The sequence below is a fragment of the Niastella sp. OAS944 genome (genome assembly GCA_024809215.1).
Taxonomy (GTDB): domain Bacteria; phylum Bacteroidota; class Bacteroidia; order Chitinophagales; family Chitinophagaceae; genus Niastella.
In genome coordinates this window covers 12,687-35,106 of the sequence record JANUBW010000006.1, presented here as the reverse complement: position 1 = coordinate 35,106, position 22,420 = coordinate 12,687, and the positions used below count along the sequence as shown (strand labels likewise).

18 protein-coding genes are annotated in these 22,420 nt (G+C 44.8%); 6 read left to right on the top strand and 12 right to left on the bottom strand.

The annotated features are described in order from the left end of the window. Positions 1 to 85: 85 nt before the first annotated feature. From GGD38_RS22890 to GGD38_RS22850, 9 genes are all read right to left on the bottom strand, one after another. Complete coding sequence (locus GGD38_RS22890) at positions 86 to 2,461, bottom strand: glycoside hydrolase family 127 protein (RefSeq protein WP_375301825.1); 2,376 nt, start codon at positions 2,459 to 2,461, stop codon at positions 86 to 88. Between the two features lie 205 nt (positions 2,462 to 2,666). Continuing rightward, positions 2,667 to 4,790 (bottom strand): prolyl oligopeptidase family serine peptidase, encoded by a 2,124-nt coding sequence (locus GGD38_RS22885; RefSeq protein ID WP_375301826.1) that lies wholly within the window; start codon positions 4,788 to 4,790, stop codon positions 2,667 to 2,669. Between the two features lie 102 nt (positions 4,791 to 4,892). Further along, a complete protein-coding gene (locus GGD38_RS22880) occupies positions 4,893 to 5,132 on the bottom strand; it encodes a hypothetical protein (RefSeq protein WP_375301827.1) in 240 nt (79 codons plus the stop codon). A 210-nt stretch (positions 5,133 to 5,342) separates the two neighbouring features. Further along, positions 5,343 to 5,873 (bottom strand): hypothetical protein, encoded by a 531-nt coding sequence (locus GGD38_RS22875; protein WP_375301828.1) that lies wholly within the window; start codon positions 5,871 to 5,873, stop codon positions 5,343 to 5,345. 238 nt (positions 5,874 to 6,111) lie between these two features. Continuing rightward, complete coding sequence (locus tag GGD38_RS22870; protein ID WP_375303736.1) at positions 6,112 to 6,180, bottom strand: hypothetical protein; 69 nt, start codon at positions 6,178 to 6,180, stop codon at positions 6,112 to 6,114. Positions 6,181 to 6,200: 20 nt separating this feature from the next. After that, positions 6,201 to 6,623: a tetratricopeptide repeat protein gene (locus GGD38_RS22865; protein WP_375301829.1), complete on the bottom strand. Its 423-nt coding sequence runs from the start codon at positions 6,621 to 6,623 to the stop codon at positions 6,201 to 6,203. Between the two features lie 652 nt (positions 6,624 to 7,275). Continuing rightward, positions 7,276 to 7,557, bottom strand: coding sequence for a hypothetical protein (locus tag GGD38_RS22860; protein ID WP_375301830.1), 282 nt, complete (start codon positions 7,555 to 7,557; stop codon positions 7,276 to 7,278). Positions 7,558 to 7,577: 20 nt separating this feature from the next. After that, positions 7,578 to 8,228 (bottom strand): response regulator transcription factor, encoded by a 651-nt coding sequence (locus GGD38_RS22855; protein WP_375301831.1) that lies wholly within the window; start codon positions 8,226 to 8,228, stop codon positions 7,578 to 7,580. Then, positions 8,218 to 10,230: an ATP-binding protein gene (locus GGD38_RS22850; protein WP_375301832.1), complete on the bottom strand. Its 2,013-nt coding sequence runs from the start codon at positions 10,228 to 10,230 to the stop codon at positions 8,218 to 8,220. Before GGD38_RS22850 ends, GGD38_RS22855 begins: the two co-directional genes overlap by 11 nt. Positions 10,231 to 10,405: 175 nt before the next feature. On the opposite strand from GGD38_RS22850, the gene GGD38_RS22845 reads away from it, so the two are divergent. The 6 genes from GGD38_RS22845 to GGD38_RS22820 all read left to right on the top strand — a co-directional run bounded on the left by GGD38_RS22845 (position 10,406) and on the right by GGD38_RS22820 (position 16,702). After that, the gene (locus tag GGD38_RS22845) at positions 10,406 to 10,807 is read left to right on the top strand and encodes a hypothetical protein (RefSeq protein ID WP_375301833.1); all 402 of its coding nucleotides are present in this window, start codon (positions 10,406 to 10,408) and stop codon (positions 10,805 to 10,807) included. A gap of 48 nt (positions 10,808 to 10,855) precedes the next feature. Next, entirely contained in the window at positions 10,856 to 11,425 is a 570-nt protein-coding gene (locus tag GGD38_RS22840) for a hypothetical protein (RefSeq protein ID WP_375301834.1), read from the top strand. Between the two features lie 116 nt (positions 11,426 to 11,541). Continuing rightward, positions 11,542 to 13,254 carry an ATP-binding protein gene (locus GGD38_RS22835; protein WP_375303884.1) on the top strand — a complete coding sequence of 571 codons (1,713 nt, stop codon included), beginning with the start codon at positions 11,542 to 11,544 and terminating at the stop codon, positions 13,252 to 13,254. Positions 13,255 to 13,382: 128 nt separating this feature from the next. After that, a complete protein-coding gene (locus GGD38_RS22830) occupies positions 13,383 to 13,853 on the top strand; it encodes a (2Fe-2S)-binding protein (protein WP_375301836.1) in 471 nt (156 codons plus the stop codon). Continuing rightward, on the top strand, positions 13,850 to 16,009 hold the full coding sequence (locus GGD38_RS22825) for a molybdopterin cofactor-binding domain-containing protein (protein WP_375301837.1): 2,160 nt from the start codon (positions 13,850 to 13,852) through the stop codon (positions 16,007 to 16,009). The genes GGD38_RS22830 and GGD38_RS22825 overlap by 4 nt, the downstream gene beginning before the upstream one ends. A 27-nt stretch (positions 16,010 to 16,036) precedes the next feature. Next, positions 16,037 to 16,702, top strand: coding sequence for a hypothetical protein (locus GGD38_RS22820; RefSeq protein ID WP_375301838.1), 666 nt, complete (start codon positions 16,037 to 16,039; stop codon positions 16,700 to 16,702). 111 nt (positions 16,703 to 16,813) lie between these two features. Here the strand turns inward: GGD38_RS22820 and GGD38_RS22815 are convergent, their stop codons facing one another. The 3 genes from GGD38_RS22815 to GGD38_RS22805 form a co-directional block, all read right to left on the bottom strand. Continuing rightward, positions 16,814 to 18,157: an IPT/TIG domain-containing protein gene (locus GGD38_RS22815; protein WP_375303883.1), complete on the bottom strand. Its 1,344-nt coding sequence runs from the start codon at positions 18,155 to 18,157 to the stop codon at positions 16,814 to 16,816. Positions 18,158 to 18,417: 260 nt separating this feature from the next. After that, a complete protein-coding gene (locus GGD38_RS22810) occupies positions 18,418 to 19,854 on the bottom strand; it encodes a glycoside hydrolase family 28 protein (protein WP_375301840.1) in 1,437 nt (478 codons plus the stop codon). Between the two features lie 153 nt (positions 19,855 to 20,007). Next, positions 20,008 to 22,338, bottom strand: coding sequence for a GH92 family glycosyl hydrolase (locus GGD38_RS22805; RefSeq protein ID WP_375301841.1), 2,331 nt, complete (start codon positions 22,336 to 22,338; stop codon positions 20,008 to 20,010). Positions 22,339 to 22,420 lie beyond the last annotated feature (82 nt).

Below are 22,420 nucleotides of genomic sequence, written 5' to 3'. Positions count from 1 at the left end.
ATTTTAGAGTCTCCGATTATTTGCAGGAAGTCTTAAACTTTAGACCTGGTACCAGGGAACCGGCAACCGGCAACAGTGCCACAGTTTATTCCACTATCCACTCATGCACTCCGGAAGCATAATCAACCGGCAATTGTACTTCCAGTTTAAGCGCAGTAGTTTTAACCGGCTCAAAACTCACCGTATTGTATTTATCCTTTGCGATCTCATAAGCGGTTGCATTTTTTACGGGCAGCCATTGTCCATCCTTCATATAATAGATGGTCCATTTGGCAGGAATGCGGCAACCGCCCCAGGGCCCATCATCGAACCAATATACTTTGCAGGAAGAAACGGTATGTTCACTATCAAAATCATACTGCACCCATTCGGTGGAATTCTTTTTTGGCCACCAATGAAAATAGGGCACCGAGTTATCTTTTGAATCAGCCGGCTCTAACTGATCGTGTACCGACATAATACTTCTCGATCTGATACTGGCTGTTACCTTACTGGTGTACGCAATGGTTGGCGCAGGCTGTGGCCGCGCTGCCGCTTGTGAATAGGGTATCCAAACCTCCATCTCGCCGGGCCCGCGGTTATCCCAGGCATAGTAAGGAATAGCGGTCACCGTTTGCTCACTGGTGATCAGATCCGTTGTATTCAACTGTCGTTTAGCGCCCGTACCCGGCATGGTGATGCGATTGATACCATTCAACACATTGCCGGCATAACTCACCTGCATAGGTGCATTTTTATCTACAATAATATTTTGTACAAGACTGTCTTTATTATCCCAACCTTCAAGACAATATACAACCGGGCCATATTGAATGGCAAAACGGCCTTCATCGGCTTTTACCTGCTCACTGGCATATACATGCTGCGGCTGCATGGGTAACTCCACGGTAATATTATCTCCTTTTTGCCAGGTACGCTGAAACACCGCATAACCTTTTTCTACTTTTACGGTTGCCGGTTTTCCATTAATAGCTATAGTTACTTTTTGCGGTTGCTCGTCAATGCTATACAGTTCACCCGGCACAGGTTTTCCTTCGGCCCAGCCGGGAATACGAATATGTAAGGCAAAGGTGGTGGGCTTTGCAACGTCTACCTGAAGCGCGATATGTCCATCCCACGGGTAATTAGTGGTTTGCATGAGTTGCACTTTACCAGCAGGCAATTTAATGGTGCTGCTGTTGCTCATAAACAGGTTTACGTACAGGTTATTTTTATTCTGTGCATACACATAACCCGGTACCGATGGCAGAAAGCGGGTCATATTAGAAATACAACAGGCACAGGAAAACCAGGGACTGCGATCATGCTGTCCCACCGAAGCAAGTGGATTTGGATAAAAGAATTTTGTGCCGTTTAACGACATTCCCGACAACAAGCCATTGTACAACGTACGTTCCAGCACATCGATATATTTTGCATCGCCATGCAACAGGAACATACGGCTGTTCCAATATACGTTGGCAATGGCGGCACAGGTTTCGGCATAGGCGCTCATATTGGGAAGATAAAACGCATCGCCAAACGCTTCGCCATTATTGGTAGCGCCAATACCGCCGGTTATGTACAGCTTCTTCATCACCACATCGTTCCAAATGGCATCGATGGCTTTCAGGTAGGCCGTATCACCGGTAAGCGCGGCAATATCGGCCATGCCGCTGTACATATAGGCGGCTCGTACAGCGTGTCCAACTGCTTCAGTTTGATCGACCACGCGTTTGTTTGCCTGGTTGTATGCATCCCCATGAGGGCCGCGCACATCGAGAAAGAATTTTGCCAGATCGAGGTACTTCTTATTGCCGGTAATGCGATACAATTTAGCCAGCCCGATCTCTACGATCTGGTGACCGGGATAGATCTCCAGCTTGCCCCAGCCAAAATCTTTACACAACAGGTCGGCATTTTTTAAAGCAATATTGAGCAGGTTCTTTTTACCGGTGGCATTAAAATGCGCATACGCGGCTTCGTACATATGACCCGAGTTATACAATTCATGACTTAAGATAGAATCTTTAATCCAACGTTTATCGCCGATCCAGTCGTGCGGTTTTGCCGCTTTTATCGTTCGAAAGGTAAAGAGATAGCCATCGGGCTCCTGCGCCTGGGTAATAATGTCGATCAATGAATCGAGATATTTCGACAAAGTCGCATTTGGCGCCACCTGCAGCGCATAAGATGCACCTTCGATCCATTTATAAACATCAGTATCGTCGAAAGTAAATTCGGAACAAACCTTATTCTCACGTTTACCCGCCGCCGCCAGAAAGTTATCGATGCGGCCATGCTTTTTGCACATCTCTAAAATGTAGGGAATGGTAATAGTAGCATTCACATTCATTTTCGGTTGCCAAAAATTATCGGTCACTTTTACCTGGGTGAAGGATACAGGTTGGATGGGGTAATCTTTTACCTGGGATTTGCAGATGAGGGGTAACAGTGTTACTAATAAGGTTTTTATATGCATGATTGGTTGTTATTACTTTTAAATTTCAGTTACAGGTTACAAGGTGCAGGTTGCAGGGAATACACAGTTACCAGTTTCCGGTTTCCTGTTACCGGATCTCAACTTCAGGGCTTCCCGACAATTAGCAGCAGGCTGCAATAAAGGTCCTGGCAACCGGGCCCAGGTAACCGGCAACACGCTCCTATAATCGCTACACAATCCTTTATCACTTCATATTATTTCTATCCGGCGGTTCCACATTAAGTAAATGCTTCACAAAAAAATCTCTCTTCTTCAACCTGCCATACGGCCCGCCATCGCTATGGCCCATACCGGGGATCACCAACAGATCGAACACCTTACCGGTTTTGATAAGCGCACTGGCAAAACGTAAAGTAGATTCCGGCGGCACATTGGTATCGGCTTCGCCAACGATCAATAGCAGGTTACCTTGTAGCTTAGCCGCATTGGTGATATTGCTTTGCGCACCATAATGCGGCCCTACGGGGTAGCCCATCCATTGTTCATTCCACCATTGTTTATCGATGCGGTTATCATGACAGCCGCAACTCGACACAGCCGCTTTATAAAATTCAGGATGGAACAGTAAGGCGCCGGCGGAGTTTTGTCCACCCGCCGATGTACCATACAACCCAACGCGTGATGTATCAATATAAGAATATTTCTTTGCGAGGGCCTTTATCCAAAGGATTCGATCTGGCAAACCGGCATCGGCCAGGTTTTTCCAGCACACATCATGAAAAGCTTTGGAGCGATTGGCGGTGCCCATACCATCGCATTGAACAACTATAAAACCAAGCGCGGCCATGGATTGCATTTCGCCATAGTTCATAAAACGCTTTGGCACAAACGCATCCTGTGGACCGGCATATATATTCTCAATAACGGGATACATTTTAGTGCTGTCGAAATTAGGTGGGCGGCATACTATTCCCCAGATATCGGTGAGGCCATCACGGCCTTTGGCCACAAACACTTCAGGTATGCGGATGCCCAGTTTAAGATAAGCGCTTATATCGGCCTGTTCTATTTCAGCAATAAGTTTTCCATCAGCAGTGCGCCGGAGCTCGGTAACAGCCGGCAGATCGGGGCGGGAATAGTTATCGATAAAGTATTGTCGATCGGGAGAGAAGGTGCAATAATGACTGGCATTGGCCGGCGTGAGCGATACCAGGTTCCTGCCATCAAAACCGATTCGGTAATAATGAATGTTGTAAGGATCTTCGCCGAGGTTCATACCGCTGGCCTGAAACCAGATCTCGCGTTTGGTCTCGTCTATGCTATCCACTTTACGCACCACCCAGTTGCTCCCGCGCGGGATAATGGCGTTTTTGACGCCGCCCTTAACGGCATCTACCAGGTAAAGATGATTGTAACCGTCCTTTTCACTGCTCCAGATGACCTCATTTGTTTTGGCAGTGTACCAGGAGAAGATGCGGCTTTCGAAAATAAAGGTTTTCGTTTGCTCTTCGATGAGGTTACGGGTAGAACCTGTATTTGCATTCACCTCAATTATACGGAAACGCTGGTGTCCACGGTCGGCCTTTTCAAAAGTAAAGAAGTTATTATCGTTCGTGCGCCAGTGCACCCAGGGATAATCGAGAAAGTTGTATAGTTCCGTTTCTACCTTTACCAGCTTTTTATCAGTTACATTAATGGTAAACATTTCATAACCAGTGAAGGGGTCGCCCGGCTGGGCATATTCATGCGATTTCAACACACCGCGAAAAGAAGTATCAGTTGAAGACAACACATAATACACCGGTTTTTCTTCAACCGGAAAAACATGAAACACTACCAGGTGTTTGCTATCGGGCGACCATTGAATATGTCCGTAAGAGTTAGTGGTATCGCCATTGGTAGTGCATTGTACCGCTTCTCCGCCCTGCGCAGCCCGCAGAAATACATTACCGGCTTTTACGGAGGCTATCCATTGTTTATCGGGCGAGAGGCTATCGGAGGGGCGCTGCCGTTCCCAGCGGCTTTTAATACCGCCATAGATGATGCCATTATCTTTGGTGGGTAGCAGCTTTGTTGTATCTGTGATCTTTGTTTTTGTTCCCGTCTTTGCATCCACCAGCCAATACTCCCGCGAACTATCGGCCAGCACATTTCGGTACCAGAAGCTTTTATTACCGGGTTGCCAGTGTGCCCTGATGTTTCCTTTCAGGATGGCATTCTTCGCCAGGGAATCGAGCAGCGAAGCAGATTTATAGGCATTGAGCACTTCGTCCCTGGTTGGCTGAAATAGTGGTAATGACTGGGCGTTTGCATCCTGTAGCCCGGCAACAAGAAAAGATATTATTAGGGGAACCCGCCAAAAAAGCATTGCGTTAATTTAAGCTGGTGAAAGCTAAAATTAACGCAATGTATGTGGTGAATGGTAGCGTGTGCTAACAGGTTGTTTACCGATATTGACAAAAAAAGCTCCTTATTCGAACCTGCCTTTTGACTTTAGCTCATTTATACGAAAGACCCTGGTCTCAACTACCTGTCTTGCACTGGAAGTATCAATATCTGCGAACTTCCGAATCAATAAACTATCGCCTGAACACGAGTAGCGATAGAGCTCATGTTCATTATCCAATTTGCCAACATACAATCTAAAACTTACAGAATCGGTGATATAATCTGCATCAACACCTGCCGGGTTTACATTAAAGGTTTCCACGTATAATGTATGCTCGCAAACTTCTGTGGTGAACTTGTGCTTTTTTATGCAACTTGAAAACATTACACATCCCAACAAAATATAAATGACTTTCAATTTCATCCTGGTTTATTGAAGGGGAGAATTTTAATTCACCACCAATATCATTCCTTGCCTTGTCCTAAATATGCTGCCCTTTTAAGCAACTTAAAATTGATAAACAAATGGCACTTAATCAACATACAAATTATTGTAAACAATGCGAACAAGCCTGTTGTTGCTAAATATAAAAATCAACTCGTTGGCCGATTCAAGTTCAGTGATCTTTATTACATCGCCAGGTTCTTTCCCTAACTTAAACCGCTCTGCAAATTTCGCCTTGTCTAACCCTATTTTAATTGTTCCATTATCCAATGCCATGCGCTCAGACTGGATACTCAGATACAATGGGAAACAATTTTGCTTTGCTGATAAATAAGATACCGTATCACAACCTGCCTTATAGGTAACCACCGTATCAAACACTCCTTCGGCAAACTTATTCTTTGAGGTTTTATACGCCCGTTGAACGTCTTTAAACATATTATCAATATGCTTACAGGTCAATTCATTTTCAAGGGCCCCAGCAATGAAATTATCATCCTGAACAGAAAATGCAGTTTCCGGTAGTCTAGATGAATCGCATGTTTCCAATCCGCCATTTGATGCACAACTTAGAAGCAATAAAAATGAACAACTGATTAGGATAACTCTAAATAACATATTAGTATATTGATTAACCTTTCTATCCATCACATACAACCCAAACCTGCAACCCAACAATACCACTACCCCACCTATACACCGCATCCCCAATACCATGTATGTTCTATTTGGCACATTGTGAACACTACCAAGCGCAAGTAAAAGAATACCCAGGTTGAATACAAAAAACAAGAATGCAACAATTTGCAGAATGCCAAGTGACCTGCCCAAAATTTTGACCATAGAACGAATATACTCACATTAACCAATTCTCCATAGCCACCTTAACAGCCGCGGTCATACTTTTAACATTGAACTTTTGCATCAGGTTGGGGCGGTGAATCTCTACCGCATTTGGCCTTTCATGATTTTATAATTTTTCTCACCAAGAGGATCACCCAAATCGGCTGACTTCTTATATAATGCTAAAGCTTTTTCTACATCTTTTTCACAACCTTCTCCCGATTCATAAAACGATGCAAGATTATTACAAGCCGCAGCATGATCTTGTGCACTGGCCTTTGTATACCAATAAATACATTTCGCTGGATTATAATTTGGGTTTTCTAAACTTAAATAGTTCATTGTTTCATACTGTTGTCCCAAATCATATTGAGCGTCAGCATGACCTAAATATGCTGCCCTTTTAAGCAACTTAAAATATTCATTATAAATATTTCTCCCGTCCTCTTCTTTAATTTGACCAGGCGATATATACATTTTTTCATGTACCGCCCTTGCCTTTAAATAAACCCTATCCCCCTTCATTATTCATATTCTTTAATTTTATCCACTTTACCACACAGAAAAGTGGCAGTTTTCTTTAGATTGCCTTTTTCGTCCCAAATATACCAATGTGTGCAAACAGTTTTTTTACAGATAGATGAAATTATCACCTGCTACAACAAGGATAATCAAACTTCGTTGTTACCTTTTCACGGAAAACTTCTACAACCAACGAGCCTGATGATTTATATATACTATCCCCGGGAGCTACATACTTCCATAGCCCCTGCGATTCAGGCACACAATAACATATATCTTTTAATGTGTCGGTTTTATTATGATTCTTTAATATAATTATCCCAAAACAACCGGTTTCGGCTTTCTTTTTACTAACAACCACACCACTAATAACCAATGGCTCTATATTCGTTTTCAAATAGGATTCACAATTAAACGTACAGCCATTTAAAAGGCCAGCCGTTATAAATAGAAACAAAAAACTGAGCTTCATTTTTATTTTCTTAATCTTTTGATTTTATCATTTACTTCTGTAATGTTTGCCTGAACCGACTGCAATAAAGCCTCAACTGCTTTAATCAGCGCGGTTGAATTTTGTTCTTTGGAAGACCTGCTTTTTTCGGTGGTGCCAAAAAGATATTTATACCCGTCTGCAGTAGTGATCGTCCAACGCTGATCAACAATAAATATCGGGCTCCGCATCTTTGTACCCGCCACAAACCTGCCTGAAATAAAGCTCGTCGGGGTGACCGGCCGGCGGCACATACTCACCCATTGCATCAATGCTTGTAGGTAACGGCGTTTCAGGATATCCGAATGCACTTAAATCACTTACCAGGTCATCAACTCCCCTTGCCGACCGGGTTATTATACCGCCGGCGCTAACCAAAAATGCATAGAAAATAACGGGCAATAGCGATTGCAGAAAACCGCATAAGGGAAGGTGGTACAATATCATGAATGATCAATCGCTGAACATTAAGACATCAACCCATTCTCCATAGCCACCTTGACAGCCGCGGTCATACTTTTAACATTGAACTTTTGCATCAGGTTGCGGCGGTGGGTCTCCACCGTGAGCGGACTAACATGTAACTGCCCCGCAATGGCGGCGCTGGTTTGCCCATCGGCTATCAGTTTTAAAATTTCTTTTTCGCGTTTAGTGAGCGCCGGCAGTACCTGCAGGTCGCGGGCACTGGGTTTGGCCATAATTTCTTTTGCTTCACGGCTCAAGGCAATTTGACCGTCGAGCGCTTCATTGATACAGGCTACCACTTCATCGGCGCCGGCATTTTTTAACAAATAACCACTGGCGCCATTATGCAACATCTTCATAATAGTGCTGCGCTCGTTGTGATTACTGAACGCCAGCACACAGGTAGCCGGCGAAAGCGTCTTTACTTCCCTGCACAGATCTATTCCATTTATATCGGGCAGGGTAATATCGAGCATCACAATATCTGACCCACTGCCGGCCTTTTTAATATAGTTAAGGAACTCACCACCCGTGCTGAAACAGATGGTACTCACATAATCGTATGCCTGCATCAATACCTTTTGCAACCCTTCGAGCACAATGGGGTGATCATCTACAATGGCAATGGTTATCTTTTTTTTATCAGCTAACATGAAATTCAATATTTATGGTTGTACCAATACCGGGTGCCGATTCAATATCAAGCGTTCCTTTCAGGTAATCGACCCGGTTCTTTACATTCGTCAACCCTATTCCTTTTCCTACGTTGATCTCACTTGCATTAAAGCCTTTTCCATTATCCTCCACAGTTATATAAAACGCATTTTCATTCTGGCTGCATTGCACCAATATCGAAGATGCGGCCGCATGACGCACTGCGTTTGCCAGCAGTTCCTGTACAATGCGAAAAATAGTCACCTGCATATCCTGCGTTATGTCTTTTTCTACATTATACGCCTGAAAATCTACCTTCAATGCCGGCGTTACAAACGACTCGCAGGTTTCTTTCAGGGCCGTTTCCAAACCCGAATTCAGCAACGATTCCGGCATCATATTACGGGCTATACGCCGTAATTCATTAACCGACCTGTCGAGCTGATTAATGATCACCGGCAGGTCTTTTGTAAACACTTCTGTTTGCGACATGGGCGACAAACGCGACAAATTGATCTTTACCCCGGCCAGCATACCGCCCAGCCCATCGTGCAGGTCGCCGGCCAGGCGTTTGCGTTCGCGTTCCTCCCCCTGCAGCAAGGCCGCAGCCAGTTTCAATTGCTGTTGCTGACTAATATCTTTCAACTGTTGTTGGTGGCCTAATTCTTTCTGCACAACCAGCTTGCGCGAATTGCGGTAATACAGCCATCCTAAGATCGCCAATGCCAGCATTAAGATACTAAACCCGGCCAATGACCAGGCAAGCAACTGGTGGTTGCGCGATGTAAGCGCCGCCTTTTCATTGGCAGCCTGCAGCAATGAGATCTTTTTCTGGTTCTCGGCATTATTGTATTTCTTCTCCAGTTCTATGATATCGTTCTGAAATTTTGCATCGTTTAAGCTATCGCTTAACCGAATGTATTTAGCGGCCCAGGTATATGCGTCGCTTTTATTACCAGCCGCAGCATACGTTTCAGACATATCTTTATAAAAGATCCTTTTATCGGTTGTGAACACCACAGGACTGGCCAACAAATCGTGCAAAACTGCCAGCGCACCCTGGTAATCCTTCTTACCGATCAGTGATTTGTATTTGGCGCCCTTTAACCGGTTAATGGAATAAACAGCCCGCGGATCGTTCTTTCCTAATTCTATGGCCTTATCAAAACTATTCACCGCTTCGTTGTAACGTTTATTGCGATCGAACCAAATACCTTCGGCATAATAATACGTGAGGTACAGGTTTGAATTGGGTTTCGACGCCAGAATGCGACTGGCTTTATCGAGATTGGGTTTTGCTGAATCGGGCTGATGATTGTAAACGTAATTTTCAGCTGCGTAAACATACACTTCTACAAGCGTTTCAATACGCACCGGGTTACTTACATCGGATTGTTCAATATGACCAATAGCCTTTGTTAAATAGGCTGCCGCATCGGTGCGCTGGTCGGCATTCATAAAAACGGTAGCAATTGCCTTCTCTATATTCCCTATTAAAAATGCATCGCCCGATTGTTTGGCCAGCGGCAATGCCCTGTTCACAAAAACAACCATGGCATCTTTTTCACTTCCTTTCATTTGTTGTAAAGTGCCATAGGCATGCATAATATATCCCCGCACCTTATACGCTTCTTTATGCGTAAAAGGCTGCAGGGCTGAATCGCCTTTCAACAAACACGCTTCTATTGCAGGAATATTACGACTGGCATATAGTGTTTGCGCTTTGTAGAACCAGCTGGCAGCGTCGGTAAATGAACCGGGCTTGCTCAACGCAATACCTTTATTGAGATAATCCCTGATCTTATTGGTATCACCTATAAGCCGGCAAACAGATGATAACTTAAGATACGCATACGCCTTTGCGCTATCGGTAATAGTGGCCGCAGCCTCTTTCTCCATACGTGCCACATGCCCTGCATCATCATCGAGTGAATAAACAAGCTGTGCGTTACAAATGGGTACGATAAAAAAGAACAGGATTGAATAAAACGCTTTTTTCATTGCTATTGGTCCGTTTGCACGATGTTTAAGTTTCAAAAATAACAGCATTTGCCAACCTTTCTGTATACCCGGTAAAAATACCGGAAAACCAGTAGTTCAAATTACCTGTTGCCCGGTATATGGCACACCTGCATACGATTTTAATTTTGCCCTCAGTTTATCAAAATCATTAAACATGAAAACACTGAAGCAATTCTCCCTTTCCATTCTGGCATTAGCCCTGGTACTTGTTTTACAATCGGGTTGTAAAAAAGACAAGGACAACAACAACAATTCGAACAGAAACGTGAAATACGAACTTACCGGTACGTTCACGGGAAAATTTTCTATCATTATTACCGACAACTCAAGCGGCAGTCAGACATTTGACAACGTAAGCATTCCCTGGTCAAAAGAAATTTCTTACCCAAGCAATGTTATTGCCGTTGGTATTGGCACCGCTATTACTACGGAGGGCGGAGCCGGACAAACCGCTTTCCTGAAGATCTATGCCGGTGGGAATATGGTGAAGTCAACCAATGCTACTTCTGACGCCAATGGCGCGCTTTCATTGCCTACGCTCGGGCATAACTTCTAGCCTAAAACAAAGGATCCAGAACAGATTAACTCAATAACTTAAAACGGAATGAAAAAATTAGCTCTTGTATTATTTGCCGCAACTCTCTTCGCTACAAAATCAAACGCACAATTTTTTGAAAATGGGACCAATGTGATCAGCGCCGGCGTTGGCCTTGGCGGCCACTACGGCAGCTATACCTATGGTTCGCAAACCCCTGCCATAAGCTTACAATACGAAAAAGGCATGTGGGACATTGGCGGTCCCGGCGTTATCAGTCTTGGTGGTTATGCAGGTATAAAAGGTTATAAAAACTCCGGCACCTCCGGTTCATACCATTACAGCGAAAAATGGAATTATACCGTAATTGGCGTACGCAGTGCTTATCACTACAATGGTATCGAAAACGAAAAGTTTGATGTATATGGCGGTTTAATGCTGTCGTACAACATCCTTAGCTATAAATTCACAGACAACAGCGGCGGCTCATCTACCTACCGGGGCGGCAGCTATGGCAGCAACCTCGGCCTTTCACTGTATGCCGGCGGTCGCTACCTGTTCACCGACAACATTGGCGCTTTTGCCGAGCTTGGTTATGGTGTGTCGTACCTGACCCTTGGTGTGGCTTACAAATTCTAAACATAGTAGCTCCAAAAGCTTTCAAAGGGAGCCCAACGCGCGTTGGGCTCCCTTTTTTACATAACCCTGGTCAATTTATGATCAAATGACAATAAATACGGCAAAACTGCATTATTATGCAGGCCATTCCTGATAAATTCAGGGCTGAAATTAAACCCATGAGGCCAAACTTGAAGCGTAACATTGTTATACATCGAAAAATAACATGGCTATTACTGTTCTCAGTTTTCTCACTTTTGGTAGCATACTGGTTTGTGTATACCAGTAAAAAAAGCATTGAATCAACCAATATACACATTAACAATACCCACGAGCTTATAGTTACCGTTCAAACCTGTATTACATCGGTTGTTGAAACGGGCATTGTTCCTTCATCCCTCCTCGATTCGCTCAACCAGCTTTCACACGCCAATAACGATTTCACCGCCGCCCTGCCCATTCTACACCAGCTTATATTGGCCCACAAGCCTGCTGCCGAAATAAAGGACCAGCTGTACAAAATGCTGCGGGAAGAAAAAGCTTTACTTACGCAAAGAAAATACGCAAACGGCAAGGTTGTTAAACGCGTAACCAATGGCATGTACATTGGAAGAACAGGCGCGTTCCTCTTAGTGGCCATCATTTTACTGATGGTGAACAAAGACATTACGCGCCATAAAGAAACCCAGCAGAAACTGATAGAAGCTATTGAAGAAGCAAGAAAGGCAAAGAAAATGCAGGAACAGTTCCTGGCCAACATGAGCCATGAAATAAGAACGCCCATGAATGGCATCAAGGGCATGACCGACCTTATGCTGGAAACGCCGCTTACTGAAAAGCAAAAAGACATGGCTGGGATGATAAAACGCTCCATCAATACCCTGCTGGTGGTGATCAACGACATTCTCGATTTCTCAAAAATAAAAGCCGGCAAACTGCATATAGAAAAGATCGACCTCTCCATTAAAGAGGTAATGAAAAATACGGTGTCGCTTTTTGCGCACCCGCTGCAGTCAAAAGCATTGCCATTACAAGTGAGCATTGACCCCAATATTCCCGAACACCTAACCGGCGACCCACATCGGTTGAACCAGATACTGAACAACCTGCTTAGCAATGCCATTAAATTCACCAACGAAGGCCATATAAAGATCTCGGTAGCTATACAAGAACAAACGCCCGACACCATAACGCTTCTTTTTACGGTAACCGATACCGGCGTGGGCATACCGGCAGAAAGCATCGCTTATATTTTCGACAGCTTTTCTCAGGCTTCACAGGATATTTCGCGGCGCTTTGGCGGAACAGGCCTGGGTCTTACCATTTGCAAACAATTGCTGCAATTACAGGGCGGCGACATCTCCGTAAAAAGCACCGTGGGCAAAGGCACCAGCTTTCAATTTTATTTACCATTTGGGATAAACCTCAATTTCATGCCAGACAATTCAGCTAATACAAACAAACCTGAGTACGAATACCCATTGGCAGGCAAACAGGTGCTTGTTGCAGAAGACAATGAAATAAACCAGAAACTGATTGAATTTGTACTACGCAAAGCCGGCGGCACGGTAACCATTGCCAATAACGGCGAAGAGGCCATTCAGCATTTACAACAGAACAACCTGTACGACCTCATCATTATGGACCTGCAAATGCCAAAGATGGATGGCTATGCAACCACCTATTATATCCGCAATAACCTTCGTTTAAAAACACCCATCATTGCCATGACGGCCACCGCTATGAAAGACGAACAATGGCAATGCCTGCATGCCGGCATGAATGAATACATGACCAAACCATTTGAGTTTGGTGAACTGTATAAAAGGATCGCTAGTTTAGTAGACTAACTGTTTGAATTTTGCAATAGTTTGTTTGAATAACATAATGATCGGTGGTACCAACCGGCGTAATTTAGTAGAGTGATGGCATAGCTTTTTCATGCTATTCCTTTTGCTCTTTCAAAACGTTAATCATTATGATCAAATTAACTGTCAACGGTCAGCCTTTTTCGGTTGATGTGGAGCCCGGCATGCCCTTACTTTGGGTGATACGTGATGTATTACATTTAACAGGTACTAAATATGGCTGTGGTATGGCCCAATGCGGCGCCTGCACAGTACATTTAAACGGCGATGCAGTTCGCTCCTGCGTAACACCGGTAAAACGGGCAGAGAATCAAACCGTGACCACTATCGAAGGTCTTTCTCCCAATTCTACACACCCCCTGCAACAAGCCTGGATCGCTGAAGATGTACCGCAATGCGGTTATTGCCAAAGCGGACAAATTATGGCAGCAGCTGTATTGTTAAAAGAAAATCCCAACCCAACCGACCAGGATATAGATGATGCCATGAGTGGTAACATTTGCCGGTGCGGCACTTACCAACGGGTTCGCAAAGCCATTCATCATGCTGCAGAATTACAAAAACAGGGAGGTGCACAATGAGCAACAATACAATAAGCCGACGCAACTTTTTGCAAACCAGCGGCACCCTTACCGGCGGATTACTGATCTCATTTTTTATTCCGGCTGCTGCAAAAAAACTGGGCGAAATGCCAACAGGCAATACCATGTTCGCCCCCAATGCTTATTTAAATGTTTTACCCGACAATAACATAAAGATCGTTCTGTCGCACGTTGAAATGGGCCAGGGTGTTTGGACTACCCTGCCAATGTTGATAGCGGAAGAACTGGATTGCGACTGGAACAAAGTGATCGTTGAACATGCACCACCGGGGCAACCATTCGTACACACCGTTTATGGTCTGCAAATAACCGGCGGCTCCAGTTCAACCTGGTCGGAGTTTGAGCGCTATCGCAATGCAGGGGCAACAGCAAGAGCCCTGCTGGTTCAGGCCGCTGCACAAAAACTCAATGTAGACCCAGCATCGTGCAAAACCGAAAACGGCTTTGTAATAGCCGGCGATAAACGCATCAGTTATGGTGAGCTTACAGAAGCCGCCAGTAAACTACCTCCGCCTGCCAATGTACAATTGAAGGATAAAAAAGACTGGAATTATTTAGGCAAACCCACCAAACGGCTCGATGCAAAAGCAAAGGTGAACGGGCAGGCTTCTTTTGGTATGGATGTTCACTTTCCCGGTATGCTCACTGCTGTAGTGGCGCATTCACCCGTTTTTGGCGGAACCGTAAAATCATTTGACGCCACCGCTGCCAAAGCAATTAAGGGTGTGCGTGAGGTAGTAAAGATACCCACCGGCGTTGCAGTGATCGCCGATCATTTTTGGGCAGCCAAACAAGGAAGGGATGCGTTAAAGATAGAATGGAACAATGGCGCCGGAGAAAGCTTCGGCACTATCAGTCAGTTTGATTCATACAAAAAGCTCGCCACCCAAAGAGGCACATCTGCAGGTAAGGCGGGCGATGTTGAAACAGCGTTGCCTAAAACAAAAAAACAGATAAACGCCACTTATGAGTTTCCCTACCTGGCGCATGCGCCTATGGAACCTTTGAACTGCACCGTTAAACTAAGCGGTAATTCCTGTGAAATATGGACCGGCACTCAAATGCCCGGGGTTGACCAGACTGCCGCCGCTACCATCCTTGGCTTTAAACCCGAGCAGGTGAAAATGAATATCCAGTTCCTTGGCGGAGGGTTTGGCCGAAGGGCAACGCCTGCTTCAGACTTTGTTTCAGAAGCGGTACAGGTAGCAAAAGCAAGCAGCGGTAAATTCACAAAACTTGTATGGTCGCGCGAAGATGATATTCGCGGCGGTTATTACCGCCCCGCATTCCTGCACCAGGTAAACATTGGCATTGGTGATGATGGCATGCCTGCAGCATGGAAACATACCCTTGTGGGCCAGTCGATCGTTGCCGGCACACCTTTTCAGGGTTTGATAAAAGACGGGGTTGACGGCACTTCGGTTGAAGGCGTAAATGATTCGCCGTACCTGGAATCGATCCCCAACTATAATATTGAACTGCACTCACCCAACACTCCCGTATCGGTACTGTGGTGGCGTTCCGTTGGGCATACCCATACGGCATTTGTAATGGAAACGCTTATTGATGAACTGGCACATTCCGCAGGCAAAGACCCTGTTGAGTACCGCCGGAGTTTACTAAAAAGTAAACGGCACCTGAATGTACTTAACCTGGTTGCAGAGAAAGCCGGCTGGAACAATCCATTGCCTGCCGGCCGCTACCGCGGTGTTGCAGTGCATGAATCGTTTGCCAGTTATGTTGCCCAGGTGGCTGAGATCTCTATAGAAAAGGGACAATTAAAAGTACATCGCGTAGTATGTGCTATTGATTGCGGCCTGGCCGTGAATCCCGAAGGCGTACGTGCCCAAATGGAAAGCGGCATCATCTTTGGCTTGACAGCCGTATTGTATGGCGAGATCTTCCTTGACAAGGGCCGCGTGAAACAACGGAATTTCCACGACTATAAAATACTGCGTATGAACGAAACGCCCGTAATAGAGGTGCACATTGCCGATAGTAATGAAAAAATGGGCGGCGCCGGCGAACCGGGCACACCACCTATAGCACCGGCTATTGCCAATGCCATATTTGCTGCTACCGGTAAACGGGTTAGAAAATTACCCTTACAGGCAGCCGATCTTACCAAAGCATAATGCAGTCAACAAACAAAACAACTTATTATGAAAACCGGTTGGTACAATCATATAAGACCAGGCAATATTACTTTATGTGCAACAGCTATTACACTTGCATTGACATTAGCGGCAACGCTGGGTTTTAAAAACGATGACGACAAATACAAAAGCTGGGATAATATAAAAGCAGTAACGGCGCGCGACAGCCTCCTGTCTGCAAACGCTTTTATGCAGGTGTATAAAGTGCTGATGTCGCCCCGTTGTATGAACTGTCATCCTTCGGGTGATATACCCTTAAACGGCGACGACAATCATTTACATCCACAAGGTGTAAAACGCGGCCCCGATGGTAAAGGCGTATATGCTTTGAAATGCACTAATTGTCATCAAAAACAAAATACGCCGGGGCTTAACATGCCTCCGGGCACAACCGAAGAATGGCATTTGCCACCTTCAAATATGAAGATGGTATTTCAGGGTAAAACGGCGCATGAGCTGGCCGAGCAGTTAAAAGATACAAAACAAAATGGTGGTAAATCGCCGCACGACATGCTGGAACATGTGAAAACCGACCTCGTTAAATGGGGCTGGAATCCGGGCGAAGGCAGAAGCACGCCACCACTCCCCTATGCTGAATTTGTTAAACAATGGAACCAGTGGATCAATAGCGGCGCTGTTGCGCCGGCATCGGGTGAAAAGTTAGCGCGGTGATAAATGAAGTAAGAGGTATGAAGTAGGAAGCTCGCGAAATTCGGGTTCTTCCTACTTCTTACCTCCTACTTCTTACTCTTACTTTCATACCTCTTACCATACACGCCATCATTACTCTTTTACTATCTTTTTTATCTTCTTATTAAACGCATCCGAAACATAAAACACCGTTTTCCCATTCTCCTTTGTGATCACAATGCCTTCAGGTCTTGTAATAAAAACAGTTTGTGCCGGCCCTTCTTCTTCACCCGTTCCCGTATTATTGCCTGCAAAATTCGACTCTACGCCGGCCGGCGTATACTTCTTGATCTTTCCCATTCCACTATAAGTAACATACAGGTTTTTATCTTCGTCGAGCACTGCATGCGTAGGCATAAAATTCACACTTAACGAACCGCCAATGGTGGTTACCGTGCCATCAGGCGCCATTTTGCGCACTTTACCACCGCCCTTTTCGGTAATAAACAAATTGCCATCTTTATCAAACACCATACTACCGGGGCCCACAATACCCGCCTGCAGGCCTTTGCCATCGGAACTGGTTTGCTGCCCATTACCGGCAATGGTAGTTACATTGTTTGTAGCCAGTTCAATTTGCCTTATCACATGATTGTTATGATCGCCCACCAATAGATGGGTGCCTGTATTATTAATAGCTAAGCCATAAGGCATACTGAAACGGGCATTTGCGCCAATTCCGTCTTTATTGTCAAATTCACCCGCTTTACCGGCAATGGTAGTTACATCGCCATTGGGTGTTATTTTACGAATGGTGAAGTTCATTTGATCTGCCACATACAAATTACCGTTAGCATCCAGCACAATACTGGTCACCGAATTAAAACGTGCATTTTCGCCATTTGCATCAACACTGCCTCTGCCAGCAGCGCCCGCCACGGTTGATACAACGCCCTGTGGTGTTATCTTCCTGATCTTATTGAGGTCGGTCACATAAATATTTCCATTATTGTCAAGTACCATACCAGCGGGCCATTGAAAGGTAGCTGTTGAGCCAGGGCCATTGAGGCCTCCCGTTCCTCCCGTGCCGGCAAAAGTGCTCACGCGCCAACTTATAAAATGAAAAGCTTTTGCTTTAGTAACAAATTTATTATTGGCAAATACGGTGATATCATGATCGCCCTGAGGTAAGTCGGCCGGCAAATTAACCACCAACTGCGTTGTTGAAGCCGATGTTATAGGCGCTGTAAACGTTCCAAACCGCACCTCGTTTAAACTGGCCGTATTATTAAAGCCTGCACCAGTAATGGTAACCGTACCACTTTCAGCCTTATCTGGCGAAACAGTGGTAATGCTCAAAGTAATATTACCTGGGTTATTTGGGTTTCCCGGATTGCCCGGATTACCAGGATCAGGGTCTGGTGAATTATTACCGCCGGATTTACTACAAGCAAGTGCAACGAGCATACAACTGATTAAGCCTGCCTTTCTTATCATGACTACGCTGTTTTTTTATACCTGTCAAAGGTATTTGAAAGAGCTGTCCGGCAAGGTGAATTCAGATGAACTGCGCATATTGCTGACTGAAGTGTAGATTATTTAGCCAGGCAGACCTGTAAGGTCCGCCTTTTGAGTTCGAACATTCAGCTGGTATAGCGATCCTGACAGGTCGAATATTAAGTAATAAGACCTGTCAGGTACAATTCAACGGTCTGTTTATGCCAGACCCAATGATGCACCTTACAGGTCTTATTTTATTAATTCATCAATACTCCTTCTGCACGCTCAACCTTGCTGCCATTGATGGTCACTTCATCCATCTTTACATCTTTGGCGTGGTCGATCTTTACAGGGGTTTTTACGCCTCTTATATTACAGTTAACCATTCGTAAGTGCTGCACCGGTGATTCTTTATAGGCATGAACATATACGCCATATTCGCCACCGTCAACCACATCCAGGTTTTCTACCCATATATTACGAATGGTAGGCATGTAGTTACCGGGCGCTTCATAAAACATATTGCAATGAACGGCCGCATCGCGGTAGGTGCCCACTTTTATATCTTTCATAAACACATTCTCAATAACGCCGCCTCTCGATGAACTGGTTTTAATACGCAATACCCGGTCGAGCTCAGGGCTGTCCATGGTACAATTAATAGCATAAATATTACGGGCGCCGCCTGCAATTTCACTACCTATTACCACGCCACCATGGCCATCTTTCATTTCACAATTTTCGATGAGGTGGTTTTCTGCCGGCCGGCCATATTTTCTACCATCTTCATCGCGACCCGATTTAATAGCTATACAATCATCGCCGGTATCAAAATAACAATCTTTAATGAGCACGTTCTTACAAGCTTCGGGATCGCAGCCATCGGTATTGGGGCCTTTTGCCTGCACGTTCACTTTTTCAATGGTTACGTTTTCGCATAATACCGGGTTCATGAACCACATGGGCGAGCTTATCATTTTCACCCCGGAAATGAGAATATTTTTACAGTTGTAAGGCTGTAACATATTCGGGCGCAGGTAATGGCCATCGCCAAACACTCTTTTGCGCGGGTCAACTTTTTGGTGCATCAGCACATGTAATGAGTCCCTTGCTTTTGTTTGTTTGGGCATACCTTCCTTCCAGCCATATGCTTTTTTACCATTCCAGTTCCACCAGGCTTCGTTATTGGCATTACCATCTAACGTACCAGTACCAGTGACGGCAATATTCTGCTCACCATAAGCATAGATCTGGGCCGAGTAGTTCATACACTCCATACCTTCCCAACGGGTAAATACAATGGGATAATCTTTGGGGTCCTGGCTAAAAAGGATCACTGCATTATCTTGTAAATGCAGGTTCACATTACTTTTAAGATACAATGGCCCCGTAAGCCATTTACCTGCAGGCACCACTACCCTGCCCCCGCCATTGGCGTTGCAGGTTTCTATCGCTTTTTTAAATGCTTCTGAATTTTTTGTAGAACCGTCGCCTTTGGCGCCAAAGTCGGCAATGTTATAATCCTTGTTCTTAAATACAGGCGCTTTTATTTGTTTGCGCAATTGTTCTATTTCCTGTAAGGGTTGTTTTGATGAGGTCCACACTTTTGATTGTCCTTTAGCATTGATTGTAAATAGTACGAATAGGGCAAAGGCAATCTTTGGCAGACTGGCCCGGTATTTTCGTGAATTCATATCTTCTTTTAAGTATGAGCAATCTATTCGGGGCGTAAAAGTAGGCTATTTTGGGTATGAACTGTCCTGATCAAGGCTTTCTGATAGCCAATAAAAAGCAAAAATGCCGGTAAACCAGCACTTTATGTCACATTTACACTTATTTACATTTTTTCAATATCTATCAACGGCCCCGTCACCCATACTTAACAGTAACTTCCCGCCTTTTGTAATATCGGCAAATGAAATAAATGGCTGATGAAGCGTTTTCCCATTGTATTGCATTGTATTAATATAGCCATTCTGCACGCTGTTGTTCTTAGCTTCAATTACAAACTGTTTACCAGCATAATACTTTTGGTTGAGCTGTATGGTTATTTTATTAAACAATGGCGCGGTTATGCCCATTTGCGGCTGGGCGTCTGCAAGCCCTTTAACATCAAACAAACCCAGTGCAGCCATAACATACCAGGCCCCCAGTTGTCCCTGGTCTTCATCCTGCCCAAACCCATATCCATGCACCGCTTCGGTACCATAAAATTTATTACAGATATCCCGCACCCATTTTTGTGTTAATGAAGGTTTGCCCGAAAAATTGAATAACCAGGAAATATGCAAACCGGGCTGGTTGCCATGATTGTATACGCCGCCAATGCCGGCAAAAGCGTCAATATTGGCGCCACCACCAAACAGGGCTTTTTCAGAAATGGTAAAAGTGCTGTCGAGCCTGGCGTTAAAAGTGTTAACGCCTACTTTGGCGATCAGTGCCTGCGGGTTATGCGGAACAAAATAAGTGTATTGCCAGGCATTGCCTTCCTGAAACCCGCGCCAGGGCTGCGAGGGGTCGAAGTTATCGACAAAGGAGCCATCTGCTTTTTTAGGCCGTACCAGTTTTAATGCCGGATCGAACAATTGTTCCCAGCCCTTCGACAAACGCATAAAGGTTTTATAATCGGCTTCTTTACCCAATTGTTTGGCCCATTGCGCCATAGCATATGCGCTAAAGGCATACTCAAGCGTGTGTGAAGCAGAGAACTTCCATGCTTCTTCCCAACTGCTGCCTTTGTCTAAATGATTTACATAACCGTATTTCACAAAGCTGTCAACATCCATTTTGCCCGCACCACGAGGCCGGTCTTTTCCATCCAGTTCATTCTTACGTGCAGCTGCATATGCCTGTTGAATATCAAAATCTTGTATGCCGGCCATATAGGCGCCGCTAAAAACAATACTTACCATATTGGTGCCAACACCCGATACAAAACGGCTATTGGCAATACCATCTGCCAGCCAGCCGGCATCTTTATAGATCAGTAACTGGCTTTTTATAAAATCAGCATAATATTCAGGATAAGCCAGTGCCCACAACTGAGTGAGGTTCCAGTAAGCGCCCCAAACCGCATCGGTATTATAATGATTGTGTACAGGTACTCCTTTTTTATTTAATGGGATCCGCCCTACCGTACCATCATTTTTGGGATACGCGCCATTTACGTCACTGGCCAGGCCGCGCCCCAGTAATGCATGATACAATCCTGTATAGAATTTGGTAGCGCTGCTTTTGTCGGCAGTTTCTATTTGTATGCGGCCCAGGTATTGCTCCCAGGTAGCTTGCGCGTGTTGCTTTGCAGCATCGAATGATAAAGCGGCAGCTTCCTGTTGCAGGTTCAGTTTTGCATTTTCAATGGAGGTATATGATAAGCCGGCTTTTATAGTGATGGCTTCCTGTTCATTAGTAGAGAACGTAAGGTACAAACCGGCGCCTTTGCCGCTTATTTCTTTGTTACCGGCAGAAACGTCATTTCCGTTAAATACGCCCCACCCTGTTGGCTTTTTATCAATGATGGCAGAAAAATACATTGTTACTTCACCGCCCGGCTGGTACTTCTGTACGTATACCGGTAAAGTAGTTACATAACCTTCTATACGGCCATCGGCATTCAGGTATACTTTGGCATCTTTAACAGCACCGCTTTCGCCTTGTTTATTACCAATATCAAAAAGAATATGTGCTTCCCTGCTTTGCGGAAAAGTATAACGATGAAATGCCACTCTTTTGGTGGCAGTCAATTCCGCCTTAATATTATAATCTTTCAACAAAACAGCATAATATCCTGCTGTTGCGATCTCATCTTTTTTATCGAAACGGGAACGGTAACCATTATCTACATCTTCCAGTTTACCCGGTGTTGTTTGTAATTTACCGGTAATGGGTGCGAACACGATGCCCCCTACCTGAAATTCATGAAAGTTGGGAAAGCCTTCTATAGACTGATGCCGGGTATCGTAGCCAGTAGCCTCCCAGCCATTTTCATTACCGTATGAACCGTTTGTTGACGGCGCAGGTTTGGCCATACCAAATGGCACAGCACCCGGGGTATAATGAAACCACCGGCAATGCGCTGTACCGATGTTGGGATCTACATATTGACAGAGGCTGGTAGCAGTTTGAGCTTCGCATTGGACTGTTACAAAAGCGATCAATGCTAATAGTATTTTTTTCAATGTATTTACTTTTGGGATCATTGATAATTGACGTCGTGAATCGGCAATCGGTAATAGTTTCCGACGGTGCAGATTGCGAATT

Excerpts from the sequence above, each read along its gene's own strand:
- GGD38_RS22875 (WP_375301828.1), bottom strand. The coding sequence starts at position 5,873 with ATGTTATTTAGAGTTATCCTAATCAGTTGTTCATTTTTATTGCTTCTA.
- GGD38_RS22855 (WP_375301831.1), bottom strand. The coding sequence starts at position 8,228 with ATGTTAGCTGATAAAAAAAAGATAACCATTGCCATTGTAGATGATCAC.
- GGD38_RS22885 (WP_375301826.1), bottom strand. The coding sequence starts at position 4,790 with ATGCTTTTTTGGCGGGTTCCCCTAATAATATCTTTTCTTGTTGCCGGG.
- GGD38_RS22830 (WP_375301836.1), top strand. The coding sequence starts at position 13,383 with ATGATCAAATTAACTGTCAACGGTCAGCCTTTTTCGGTTGATGTGGAG.
- GGD38_RS22835 (WP_375303884.1), top strand. The coding sequence starts at position 11,542 with ATGCAGGCCATTCCTGATAAATTCAGGGCTGAAATTAAACCCATGAGG.
- GGD38_RS22820 (WP_375301838.1), top strand. The coding sequence starts at position 16,037 with ATGAAAACCGGTTGGTACAATCATATAAGACCAGGCAATATTACTTTA.
- GGD38_RS22890 (WP_375301825.1), bottom strand. The coding sequence starts at position 2,461 with ATGCATATAAAAACCTTATTAGTAACACTGTTACCCCTCATCTGCAAA.
- GGD38_RS22865 (WP_375301829.1), bottom strand. The coding sequence starts at position 6,623 with ATGAAGGGGGATAGGGTTTATTTAAAGGCAAGGGCGGTACATGAAAAA.
- GGD38_RS22815 (WP_375303883.1), bottom strand. The coding sequence starts at position 18,157 with ATGATAAGAAAGGCAGGCTTAATCAGTTGTATGCTCGTTGCACTTGCT.
- GGD38_RS22810 (WP_375301840.1), bottom strand. The coding sequence starts at position 19,854 with ATGAATTCACGAAAATACCGGGCCAGTCTGCCAAAGATTGCCTTTGCC.
- GGD38_RS22850 (WP_375301832.1), bottom strand. The coding sequence starts at position 10,230 with ATGAAAAAAGCGTTTTATTCAATCCTGTTCTTTTTTATCGTACCCATT.
- GGD38_RS22845 (WP_375301833.1), top strand. The coding sequence starts at position 10,406 with ATGAAAACACTGAAGCAATTCTCCCTTTCCATTCTGGCATTAGCCCTG.
- GGD38_RS22860 (WP_375301830.1), bottom strand. The coding sequence starts at position 7,557 with ATGATATTGTACCACCTTCCCTTATGCGGTTTTCTGCAATCGCTATTG.
- GGD38_RS22825 (WP_375301837.1), top strand. The coding sequence starts at position 13,850 with ATGAGCAACAATACAATAAGCCGACGCAACTTTTTGCAAACCAGCGGC.
- GGD38_RS22840 (WP_375301834.1), top strand. The coding sequence starts at position 10,856 with ATGAAAAAATTAGCTCTTGTATTATTTGCCGCAACTCTCTTCGCTACA.